The organism is Pseudogulbenkiania sp. MAI-1 (assembly GCF_000527175.1).
GTDB lineage: Bacteria > Pseudomonadota > Gammaproteobacteria > Burkholderiales > Chromobacteriaceae > Pseudogulbenkiania.
This window is the reverse complement of record NZ_AZUR01000001.1, coordinates 2,661,830-2,674,561: the sequence shown is the minus strand read 5'-3', so window position 1 is coordinate 2,674,561 and position 12,732 is coordinate 2,661,830. Positions and strand designations below refer to the sequence as shown.

General features: G+C 65.7%; 3 protein-coding genes. All 3 read left to right on the top strand.

All coding sequences use genetic code 11. From position 1 onward, the window contains the following. The first annotated feature begins 341 nt into the window (after positions 1-341). The 3 genes from PSEMAI1_RS22515 to PSEMAI1_RS20910 all read left to right on the top strand — a co-directional run bounded on the left by PSEMAI1_RS22515 (position 342) and on the right by PSEMAI1_RS20910 (position 12,701). Positions 342-479 carry a group II intron maturase-specific domain-containing protein gene (locus PSEMAI1_RS22515; RefSeq protein ID WP_369793196.1) on the top strand — a complete coding sequence of 46 codons (138 nt, stop codon included), beginning with the start codon at positions 342-344 and terminating at the stop codon, positions 477-479. A 345-nt stretch (positions 480-824) separates the two neighbouring features. Then, complete coding sequence (locus PSEMAI1_RS0112445) at positions 825-1,370, top strand: phage tail protein (RefSeq protein WP_024303188.1); 546 nt, start codon at positions 825-827, stop codon at positions 1,368-1,370. A gap of 177 nt (positions 1,371-1,547) precedes the next feature. After that, positions 1,548-12,701 (top strand): DUF4347 domain-containing protein, encoded by an 11,154-nt coding sequence (locus tag PSEMAI1_RS20910; RefSeq protein ID WP_084612688.1) that lies wholly within the window; start codon positions 1,548-1,550, stop codon positions 12,699-12,701. Positions 12,702-12,732: the final 31 nt, after the last annotated feature.

Sequence of the window (12,732 nt, the reverse complement as noted above, 5' to 3'; positions counted from 1 at the left end):
TCAGGTGCGAGGCGAATTGATGGAATGTCGCTGGTATGACGTATGGGTGTAGTGCCTGGGGTTAGAAAGATCAATAGGATGAATGGAGCACTTGATGGCGGAGTTGACCACCTTCCTCGAAGGCGAGCTGCGTCTGAAGGTGAACCGCGACAAGAGCGCAGTGTCCCGGCCGTGGGAACGGAAGTTCCTCGGTTACAGCTTCACCTGGCACAAGCAAACCCATATCCGGATTGCCCCGAGCAGTCTCGAGCGGCTGAAGGCTCGGGTGCGCGAGCTGGTGCGGATCGGTCCGCAACCTTGTGGCGACGATCGACGCACTGGCTCCTGTGCTACGCGGCTGGATGTCGTACTACCGGCTGTCCGAAGGACGGGGTGTGCTGGAGGAAGTGGATGGGTGGATACGTCGGAAAATGCGCCACATCCTGTGGCGTCAGTGGAAGCGGCCGTTCACGCGTGCGTGCTGCAGAAGAAGGGGCTGAGCGAAGAACGGGCATGGCGCTCTGCGACCAACCAACGCGGGCCATGGTGGAACGCGGGGGCGCGGCACATGAACGAAGCCTGCCCGAATAAATGGTTCAGTCTACTGGATCTGGTCTTGCTGCTGGACAGTCGGCAGAGCTTCCAGTGTGTTTGATGAGCCGCCGTATACGGAACCGTACGTACGGTGGCGTGAGAGGCCGGCGGGCCGCCTCCTACTCGATTTCGTATAAATCAAACGAACAATTTATTTTTTAGTAAAAATTATTTTGTATTTCCATTTGTACTTGTTATATTCAATTTGCATTGCATGACGTTGGTGTTCAATTCGACGACAAGGAGCAGGCATGGACGGTTATATCGGTGAGATCAAGCTGTTTGCAGGGCTGTTTGCACCCCAGGGCTGGATGTTCTGCGAGGGCCAGCAACTGACCATTCAGAGCAACGAGGCGCTGTATTCGATTATCGGCACCACCTATGGTGGGAATGCGACCACCAATTTCAACCTGCCTGACTTGCGCGGCCGTGGGGCGCTGGGCGCCGGCACCCTCGGCTCGAACGTCTACCAGGTCGGCCAGGTCGGGGGTAATCCCAATGCCGGCTCGCTGCAGCTGCAGGCCGGCAACCTGCCCCAGTTCCCGGTGGTGATGCAGGCCTCCACGCTGCCGGCGGACAGCCCCGAGCCGGTGACCGGCGGGATGCTGGCCACCACCAATGACAGCGCTACGGGTGGCGCGCCCAACATCTACAAGAAGCCGTCCCAGGGTCAACCGATGGTGACACTGACCGCCGGGGTGGCCGGCGGCAGCAATGTCCCCGTCAACGCGAAGGACCCCTTCCTGGCGATGCACTACATCATCTGCGTGCAGGGGCTCTACCCGACGCGCAGCTGACGGCACGGCACACGCCGCCGGCACGAAAGGCTCAGGACAAACCCTGTGCCTTTTTTCATGGACGGCTCCGAATATTCCAAAATCAATGTCTCGCTGCTGGCATTATGATAAAAAACTAGCTGCTGTGGCCGCCAGCGCGGCCGGGGCTATCCGCTGCTTCTGTCTGGGAGATTCAACATGGCACATTCCAAACGCGACACTCGATGCAACCGCCAGCCGTGTTCCGCCGGCATGCTGGCGCTGGAACCGCGTGTCATGTTCGATGCGGCAGTGGCAGCCTCCGTGGTCGACCTGCATCAGCAAGCGACGGATGCTGCCTCCCAGCCGCACGAGGCGGCCCGCGAGCCGGTGCTCCCGCTGCTCGACCAGGCCAAGCCGCCAGCCGCGGCGCCTATCCAGCGCAACGAGGTGGTGTTCGTCGACGCCGGCGTGAAGGACTACCAGCAGCTGCTGCAGGCGCTGCCCGCCGGTGCCGAGGTGGTGGTGCTGGATCCGGCCACGGACGGCTTCGCGCAGATGGCGGCCTACCTGCAGGGGCGGCAGGGACTGGACGCCATCCACCTGATTTCCGAGGGGCAGCGCGGCGGCGTCGAGGCCGGCGCCACCTGGCTGACCGCCAACACGCTGGACCAGCACGCGGCGCAGCTGCAGCAGATCGGCGCGGCGCTGAGCGTCGACGGCGACATCCTGCTCTACGGCTGCAACGTGGCGGCCGGCAGCGAGGGCCAGCCCTTCCTCAGCCAGCTGGCGGCGCTGACCCGGGCCGATATCGCGGCGTCCACCGACTGGACCGGCGACGCCGCGCAGGGCGGCAACTGGACGCTGGAGAGCAGTACTGGCAGCATCGAGGCGTCGACCGTGCTGACCGCCGACAGCGCCCGCGACTACCAGCACGAGCTGGCGACGCTGAATGCCGGCGATCTGGCGGTGATAGGTGTCAATTTACTAACCGATACGATACGTTTCGTGACCTTCGTTGACCTGCCCGCCGGCACCGTGCTCAAGATCACCGACCAGGGTTGGAACAATGACAATGTATTCAATACGACCACGGCGGAAGGGATACTGACCTGGACGTTGAGCAGTAGCATTTCCAAGGGTACAGTCTTCTCGCTGTTTCTGGGGGGGAGCGACCAGGCCGATACGCTGACCAATGTTACGACCGGCAATAACCTTTCTTCGCAGCTGTCCCGCTCTGGTTGGACTACTGTGACCGACCCTCTCATTCTCACCGGCGAAAATCTCTTCATATACCAGGACAACGATACCAACCCGTACTTCATCTTCGGCTGGAACTCGTCAACCGGCAGCGTGGACGGTAGCGGCTGGAATACATCCGTCTCCTCTGCTACCCCCCAGTATTTGCCCGGCTCCCGCCTGCCGGGCGGAACCGGCAGCCAGAACGGGCTGAGCAACGGTACCAATGCCATCGGCCTCAATCCGCAGAAAGACAACTTCCAGTACACCGGCCCGACCAGCGCGGCGACTGCGGCCGACTGGCTTGCGAGGATGGCCAGTTCAAGCAACTGGAGCGGGGACGATGCCGGCGCGACCACCTCCAGCATCGGGACCTCGATCAGCATCCTCGCGTCGGACACCACGCCGCCCACCGTCTCGGCGGTGTCGTCGAGCACCGCCAACGGCAGCTACAAGACCGGCGACGTGATAGCTGTCACCGTCACCTTCAACGAGACGGTCACCGTCACCGGCACCCCGCAGCTGACACTGGAAACCGGCAGTACCGACCGTGTGGTGAACTATTCCAGTGGCTCGGGCAGCAATACGCTGACTTTCAACTACACCGTGCAGGCCGGCGATACCAGCGCCGACCTCGATTATCTCAGCACCTCCGCACTGGCGCTCAACGGCGGAACTATCAAGGACGCCGCCGGCAACAACGCCACTTTGATGTTGGCCAGCCCGGGTGCGGCCAACTCGCTCGGCGCCAGCAAAGCCATCATCATCGACACCACGGCACCGACCGTTTCCTCGGCTTCCTCCAGCGCAGCCAACGGCAGCTACCAGGCCGGTGATGTCATTCCCATCACCGTCACCTTCAGCGAAGCGGTCACCGTCACCGGCACGCCGCAGCTGACACTGGAAACCGGCAGTACCGACCGTGTGGTGAACTATTCCAGCGGCTCCGGCAGCAATACCCTGACTTTCACCTACACCGTGCAGGCCGGCGATACCAGCGCAGACCTCGATTACCTCAGCACGAGTGCGCTCTCGCTCAACGGCGGCACCATCCGCGACGCCGCAGGCAACGACGCTACTTTGACACTGGCTAGTCCTGGTGCGGCGGGCTCGCTCGGTGCCAACAAGAACATCGTGGTGACCAGCAACACCGCTCCGACGCTCTCCAATCTCAATGGCGACAGCGTCGCCTGGGCCGGGGTCGGCAGCACGGTACTGCTCGATTCGGGCGGCAATGCCACGCTTTCCGACACCGAGTTGGGCGCGCTGGGCGGCGGCAACGGCGACTGGGCGGGCGCGAGCCTGACGGTCCAGCGTTCCGGCACCGCCATCACGTCCGATGTTTTCGGCTTCGACACTTCGGGTGCCAGCTTCACGGTCAGCGGCAGCAACCTGCAATCGGGTGGGCTGACCTTCGCCACCTACACCAATAGCGGCGGTGTGCTGAGCATCAGCTTCACCAGCAGCGGTACCGCAGCCACCACGGCGCTGGTACAGGATGTGATGCGCCATGTCAGCTACCGCAACGACACCCCGGCCGGCGACGCGACCGTGCGCTTTACGCTCAGCGACGGCACCAGCAGCACCACCGCCGACGTCACGGTGAGCAGCGATACCATTTACGTCACCAATATCACCGATACGGCGACCATCGACCGCACCAACGGCGTCAGCTTCAGCGAGGCGGTGGCGATCGCCGCCGCCGACAGTACCGGCAGCCAGACGCTGATCCTGGCGGGCAACCTCGCCAGCCAGACGGTGGCGCTGGCCGGCAACCTGATCCTCAACGAGAGCCTGACCCTCAATGCTGACGCTGCCAGCGGTGTGAACATCTACGGCGGCACCACCGCGAGCATCTGGCTGAACTCGGGCACCACGCTGACCTTCAGCAATGCCAGCGGCACGGCGACCATCTCCAGCACCCTGGCGGGCACGGGCTCCTTGGCCAAGACCGGCGCCGGCACGCTGGCGCTGACCAGCAACGGCAACGAGGAGAGCATGTCCGGCGGCATTAGCGTCAACGGCGGCACCCTGCGCATCGACAACGACGACTACCTGTCCTCCGGCACGCTGACGCTGGATGGCGGCACGTTGTCAACACTGGTCAGCGGAGGCTCCGCCGGTTCCCCGGTGACCACCACCATAGACAACGCGGTGGCGCTGGGCGCATCCGGCGGCACCATCGATGTCATCGGCGGTAGCGGCCGCAACATCCTCAAACTCTCTGGCGTCGTCTCCGGCAGCGGCAGCCTGACCAAGACCGGCCAGGCCATCCTGCAACTGAGCGGCAACAACACCTACACCGGCGCCACCACGGTGCAGGCCGGCACGCTGCTCGCCAGCCACAACAACGCACTTGGCAGCTCTGCCGGCGGCACCACTGTCAACGACGGCGCGACGCTGCGCCTTGGCGGCAGCCTGACCATCGCCGATGCGCTCACCCTGTCTGGCACCGGCAAGACGGTGGATAGCATCGACTACGGCGCGTTGCACCTGATCAGTGGCAGCAGTACCGTGAGCGGTGCTGTCACTCTGGGAGCGAATGCCAACGTCAGCGCCGCATCCGGTAGCACGCTGACCCTCAGCGGAGTGGTCAGCGGCAGTTCGGCGCTGAACAAGACCGACGCCGGCACGCTGACGCTGTCCGGTAGCAATACCTACACCGGCACCACGACTGTTTCGGCGGGCACGCTTGCCGTATCCGGGGGCTCGGCCATTGTCGACAGCGGCGCCCTGACGGTGTCGTCGGGCGCTACCTTCCAGCTTTCGGCAAGCGAAACCATCGGCTCGCTGACCGGGGCCGGCAATGTGGCATTGGGCGCCAACACCCTGACTGCCGGTGGCAACAATACCTCCACCACGTTTTCCGGCATTCTCTCCGGCAGCGGCGGGGTCACCAAGACCGGCAGCGGCACCCTGACCCTGTCTGGAACCAATACCTACACCGGTGCCAGTTCGGTTTCGGCCGGCACGCTGGCGGTCACCGGCGCGTTGTCCGGTACCTCGGCCGTGACCGTTGCCTCGGGCGCCACGCTGGTCGGGACAGGCAGTATCTTCGCGACCAGCTCGAGCAACACCTTGACGGTCAACAGCGGCGGCACGCTGTCGCCCGGCAGTGGTGGGGCAGGCACGCTCACCGTGAACGGCAATCTGACTGTCGCCTCGGGCGGCACGCTGGCGGTCGACATTGCGGGTACGACCGCCGGTTCGGGCTACGACGTGGTGGACGTCAAGGGAACCGTCGCCGTTGCCGGCGCGACCCTGTCGGTGACCCACAGCTATACCCCCGGCAACGGCGATGCCTATACGATCATTACTAACGATGGCAGCGACGCCGTCACCGGTACGTTCTCCGGTCTGGCGGAAGGTGGCACGCAAACCGCCGGCGGCAACGGCACCGTCCTGGCGGCCAGCTACATCGGCGGCACCGGCAACGATGTCACGCTGACCGCGCCGATCAACGCTGCGCCGGTCGTGAGCAATCTGGGCGGTGACAGCGTCGGTTACACCGAGGGTGGCAGCGTCGTGCTGCTGGATTCGGGTAGTAACGCGCTGCTGACCGATGCCGACTCGGCCGATTTCAATGGCGGCAATGTCACCGTCGCTATCGTCGCCAACCGTGTGGCCGGCGAGGACGTGCTGGCCGTGCGCAATGAGGGCACGGGGAGCGGCCAGATCGGCGTATCCGGCAGCAACATCACTTACAACTTCGGAGCGGGCGCCGTCACCATCGGCAGCTTCAGCGGCGGTACGGGCACCAGCGACCTGGTCGTCACCTTCAACGGTAATGCCACCGCCACGGCGGCTCAGGCCCTGCTGCGCAACCTGACCTACGCCAACAGCAATAGCGGCGATATCAATACCGCTACCCGCACGGTGCGCATTACCGTCAACGACGGCGACGGCGGCACCAGCTCGAATGCGGACGTCACGGTGAGCGTCACCGGCGTCAACGATGCCCCGACGCTCAGCGCCACCGGCGGCACGCCGACCTATACCGAAGGCGGCAGTGCGGTCGATCTGTTCAGCAGCGTCGGCATCGGCACGGTGGAGGCAGGGCAGAGCATCGACCAGCTCACGTTCACCATCGCCAATCTGGCTGATGGCAGCAGCGAGATTCTCAGCGTCGACGGCAGCGATGTCGTCCTCACCAACGGCAATTCGGTCACCACCGCAACCAATGGCATGATGGTCTCGGTGAGCGTGACCGGCAGCACGGCTACCGTCACCGTCAGCAAAGCGGGCGGTATCAGCGTGTCGGCGGCACAGACGCTGGTGGACGGTCTTGGCTACCGCAACACCAGCGACGCGCCGGGTACCACCAGCCGCGTCGTGACACTGACCGGCATTCGCGATACCGGCGGCACCAGCAATAGCGGCGTGGACGCCTCCAGCTTGTCGGTGGCGGCCACGGTTGGCGTTGCCGCCGTGAACGATGCGCCCACCTTGTCGGGCGGCTCCTACGTGCTTGCCGGCACCGACGAGAACACCACTTCCAGCGGCACGCTGGTCTCCACCATCCTGGCTGGCCTGACTTTCGGCGACGTCGATGCCGGCGCCTTGTCGGGTATCGCCATCACCGCCACGGCCGGTAACGGCACGTGGCAGTACTCCACCGACGGCACCACCTGGAACAGCGTGGGTAGCGTCGCCGGCAACGCGGCGTTGCTGCTGTCGAGCAGCAGCCGCGTCCGCTATGTGCCGGATGCCGCCAACGGCGAGACCGCCACCTTCACCTTCCGTGGCTGGGATCAGACCAGCGGCAGCGCGTCGACCAACAGCACCCGCCAGACCGCCGACACCACCACCAACGGCGGGACCAGCGCGTATTCGACCGGGACGGCGCAGGCCAGCCTCACCGTCAGCGCGGTCAACGATGCGTCCACTGTCACCACCTCGGGTGGGAGTGCCGCATTTACCGAGGCCAACAATGCCACCAGCACGCCGGTTGCCATCGACAGCGGGCTGACCTTGTCTGATGTCGACAGCAGCACGCTGGCCAGCGCCACGGTATCGATCACCGGCAATTTCCAGAGTGGGGAAGACGTGCTGGCGTTCAGCAACGACGGCAGCACGATGGGCAATATTTCGGCGAGCTACAACAGTGGCACGGGCGTGCTGACGCTGACCTCCAGCGGCGCTACCGCCACCGTGGCCCAGTGGCAAGCCGCCTTGCGCGCCGTCACTTACACCAACAGCTCCGATACCCCCAACACGGCGACCCGTGTCGTCAGCTTCGTCGTCAACGATGGGGGCGCCGACAGCAGTGCTGCCACCCGCAATGTCACCGTAGCCAGCACCAACGATGCGCCCATCCTGAGCGCCAGTGCTGGGACGACGGCCTTCACCGAAGGCAACAATGCCACTTCGGTTCCCGTCGTCATTGATAACGCGCTGATCCTGTCCGATCTCGACAGCGGTACGCTGGCCAGCGCGGCTGTGTCGATCACCGGCAACTTCCAGGCAGGTCAGGACGTGCTGGCCTTCAGCAATACCTCCAGCAGCAGCTACGGCAATATCAGCGCCAGCTACAACAGCGGCACCGGTGTGCTGACGCTGACCTCCAGCGGCGCCACCGCCACGCAAGCCCAGTGGCAGGCCGCGCTGCGCGCGGTGACGTACACCAACACGGCCGAGACGCCGAATACTTCCACCCGCACGGTCAGCTTCACGATCAACGACGGCAGCACCGGCAGTGCCTCCGTGACCAAGTCGGTCAGCGTCGCCAGCATCAACGATGCGCCGATTGTCACCGTGCCGGCCAGCATCGCGGTGACCGAGGACACAGCCAGCGCACTCACCGGGATCAGTTTCAGCGATAGCGATGCCGGCAGCGCCAGCGTCACGGCCACCCTGAGCGTGGCTAGCGGCAGTCTGTCCGCCACCAGCGGAGGAGGCGTGACTGTGGGCGGCACCAGCTCGGCGCTCACGCTGACCGGTTCGGTGGCCAATATCAACGCCTTCATCGCGGCCAGCAACGTCTCCTTCACCACGGCCAGCAACGCCACTGGCGACGTCACGCTCACGGCGGCCCTCAACGATGGCGGCAACACCGGCAGCGGCGGGGCGCAGAGCGATAGCGAGACCACCACGCTGCAGGTCACCGCCGTCAACGATGCGCCGACCATCTCCGCGCCGGCCAGTATCGGTGTGACTGAGGACGTCGGCACCGCACTGACCGGCATCAGCTTCGCCGACGTCGATGCGGGCAGCGGCACGGCTACCGCGACATTGTCTGTCGCCTCGGGGGCGCTCTCCGCCATCAGCGGCAGCGGCGTGACCGTGAGCGGCAGCGGGACGGGGACGCTGACATTGGCGGGTACCATCGCCGACATCAACGCCTTCATCGCCGCCAGTAACGTGAGCTTTACCACAGCGAGCAATGCGACGGGCAACGTCGTCCTGACCGTGGCGATCGACGACGGCGGCAGCACCGGAGCCGATCCTGGCAATAGCGGCACCGGCAGCAGCGAGGCGGCGGCCACAACGGTGACGCTGGCGGTGACCGCGGTCAACGATGCCCCGGTCAACACGGCGCCGGCGACGGCGAGCGTCGATCAGGATGCGAACCTGGTATTCAGCAGCGGCAACGGCAACGCCATTTCGATCAGCGACGTGGATGCCGGCAGCGGCACGGTGCGGGTAACGCTGACGGCGACTCATGGCCTGCTCATGCTGGGAGGCACCTCGGGGCTGAGCTTCTCGGTGGGGTCCGGCACATCGGACTCGACCATGACCTTCGAGGGAAGCATCGCCAGCATCAACCTCGCCCTGCAAGGCATGATCTTCTCGCCGACCGGCGGCTACAACGGCCCGGCCAGCCTGCAGATCACCACCAGCGACCTCGGCCTCTCCGGCAGTGGCGGGACGCAGACCGATACCGACACGATCGCCATTACCGTCAACCGCATCAACCCGGTGGTTTCGACCGTCCATGTCAGCAATGCCGACGGTGGCTACAAGGCCGGCGACACCCTCTATGCCACGATCACCTTCGATCAGATCGTCAACGTCGATACCTCGGCCGGCACGCCGACCTTGCTGCTGGAAACCGGCAGCACCGATCGTGCGGCCAGTTATGTCTCCGGCTCGGGCAGTGCCACATTGACCTTCGCTTACACGGTGCAGGCGGGGAATGTCAGCACCGATCTCGACTATGCCTCGACCGCCGCGCTGGCGCTCAACGGCAGCACCATCCGCAGCGCCACTCATCTCGACGCACTGCTGACCCTGCCGACGGTCGGCGGCGCCGCGTCCATCGCTGGCCAGCACGCTATCTTGATCGACGGCATCGCCCCCACCGTCACCAGCGTCGAGGTGCCGGCCGACGGCCACTACGTGGCCGGCCAGCACCTCGACTTCACCGTCAACTTCAGCGAGGCGGTAGTGGTCGCCACCGGCGGCGGCACGCCGCGCCTGGCGGTGACGCTCGACACCGGCGGCACCGTCTACGCCGACTACCTGTCGGGCAGCGGCAGCAACGCGCTGACCTTCCGCCTGACGGTGGCCAGCGGGCAGCTCGACAACAACGGCATCGCCGTGGCATCCAGCCTCGACCTCAACGGCGGTACGATCCGTGACGCGGTCGGCAACAACGCCGCCACGGCGCTCAACAGCGTCGGTTCCACCACCGGCGTGCTGGTCGACGTGGTGATCCCGAGCGTCGCCAGCGTGAGCGTGCCGGCCAATGGCCAGTACAACGCCGGCGACGTGCTGAGCCTCACCGTTACCACCTCCGAAGCGGTGACCGTCAGTGGCAGCGGCACGCCGCGCCTGGCGCTCACCGTCGGTGGCCGCACCGTCTACGCCAACTACGTGTCGGGCTCCGGCAGCACCGCCTTGCTGTTCCAGTACACCGTCCAGGCCGGCGACACCGGCGCCGACGGCATCGCCGTGGGTGGCACGCTCGACCTCAACGGCGGCACCGTGCGCGACGCCGCCGGCAACGACTTGGTGCTGGCCCTCAACAACGTCGGCGCCGGCAGCGGGGTGCTCGTCGACACCACGGCGCCCAGCGCCAGCGGCATCGTGCGCGTCGACGCCAGCCCGACCAACGCCGGCGCGGTCAGCTACACCGTCACCTTCTCGGAAGACGTCAGCGGGGTCGATGCGGCTGACTTCGGGCTGATCCTCACCGGCACCGCCAGTGGCTCGATCGCCTCGGTCAGCCAGGTCGATGCCCACACCTACACCGTACTGGTCACCGGCCTGAGCGGCACCGGCAGCGTGCGGCTCGACCTCGCGAGCAGCGGCACCGGCATCCAGGACGGTGCCGGCAATGCCCTCAATGGCGGGCTCGCCGGCGCGGTCTACAGCCTCGACCGCGACGCCTCCACCGTCACCAGCGTCGGGGTGCCCGCCGATGGCCGCTACGTGGCCGGCCAGCACCTCGATTTCACCGTCAACTTCAGCGAGGCGGTAGTGGTCGCCACCGGCGGGGGCACGCCGCGCCTGGCGGTGACGCTCGACACCGGCGGCACCGTCTACGCCGACTACCTGTCGGGCAGCGGCAGCAACGCGCTGACCTTCCACCTGACGGTGGCCAGCGGGCAGCTCGACAACAACGGCATCGCCGTGGCATCCAGCCTCGACCTCAACGGCGGCATGATCCGCGACGCGGTCGGCAACGACGCCGTCACGGCGCTCAACAGCGTCGGCTCGACCTCCGGCGTGCTGGTCGACGTGGTGATCCCGAGCGTCGCCAGCGTGAGCGTGCCGGCCAATGGCCAGTACAACGCCGGCGACGTGCTGAGCCTCACCGTTACCACCTCCGAAGCGGTGACCGTCAGTGGCGGGGGCACGCCGCGCCTGGCGGTGACGCTCGACACCGGCGGCACCGTCTACGCCGACTACCTGTCGGGCAGCGGCAGCAACGCGCTGACCTTCCACCTGACGGTGGCCAGCGGGCAGCTCGACAACAACGGCATCGCCGTGGCATCCAGCCTCGACCTCAACGGCGGCATGATCCGCGACGCGGTCGGCAACGACGCCGTCACGGCGCTCAACAGCGTCGGCTCGACCTCCGGCGTGCTGGTAGATGCCGTCGTGCCTGCGGCCACGGCTATCGCCAGGGTGGATGTGAGCCCGACCAGCAACAGCAGCGCCAGCTACACCGTGACCTTCTCGGAAGACGTCAGCGGCGTCGATGCCGGCGACTTCACCTTGCTCGCCAGCGGCAGCGCCGCCGGCCGCATCAGCAGCGTGACCCAGGTCGATGGCCATACCTACGTCGTGGCGATCAGCGATATCGGTGGCAGCGGCACGTTGCGGCTCGACCTGAACGGCAGCGGCACGGGTATCGTCGATGTGGCGGGCAATGCGGTTGCCAGCAGTCTGGAGGGAGAAAGCTATTCGGTAGTGCCTCCGCTGGTGTCGCCCGACCCGGTGATCGTCATCGGTATCGATCCTGGCGGGCTTACCGTTCCGGAGATCGGTTCCGACCCCATCGACCTTGGTCCGATTACGCCCAATATCGTGCTGGCCGCTCTGAACGGCAGCGGTACTACGCCGGTGTCGGCATCTGCACCGACGGCAGTAACGCTGACCGTGCCCGCCGTAGCGGGGGAACCGATTCTTGTGACAGACCGGATCGAGATGGTGCTGCCGAGTACGGGCTCCTCCTCCACGCCGGCCGTGTCCTCGCCGCTGTTGCAGGTCGAGGCCAACCAGGCGCAGCCGATCGAGGTGCGTCTGCCGCAAGTGAATCAGGCTCTGCTGTCGGGACAGAGCTTTGGCTTTGCCCTTCCATCCGGAATCTTCAGCGTGAGCCCGGCGGCAGGCTCCACCCGCGTCGAGGTGCGGCAGAGCAATGGCAGGTCCTTGCCGTCGTGGATGCGGTATGACGCCGCGAGCGGGACGTTCAGCGGGCAGGCGCCAGCCGGACAACGCCAGCCGCTCGAGCTGACGATCACCATCCGCGATGCCAAGGGCAATGTCGGCGTTTCCCGCTTGCGGGTCGATTTCGGCGACGTTCAAGGGGCCCTGGAACGGCCGGCGAAGCAAGTGGCGCAGATGGATCAGGTTGCCGGCAAGCTGGCGCTGGCCGAACAGTTCGTCCGTTACGGGCAGCCCGATTTCGAAAGGGGGGTCGATGCCTTGTTGGGGGTATCCGGCAGGGAGCCGGTCGTGGGTTGAAAAACGAGATCGCGATAATAGAGGAAACAAA

Excerpts from the sequence above, each read along its gene's own strand:
- PSEMAI1_RS22515 (WP_369793196.1), top strand. The coding sequence starts at position 342 with ATGTCGTACTACCGGCTGTCCGAAGGACGGGGTGTGCTGGAGGAAGTG.
- PSEMAI1_RS20910 (WP_084612688.1), top strand. The coding sequence starts at position 1,548 with ATGGCACATTCCAAACGCGACACTCGATGCAACCGCCAGCCGTGTTCC.
- PSEMAI1_RS0112445 (WP_024303188.1), top strand. The coding sequence starts at position 825 with ATGGACGGTTATATCGGTGAGATCAAGCTGTTTGCAGGGCTGTTTGCA.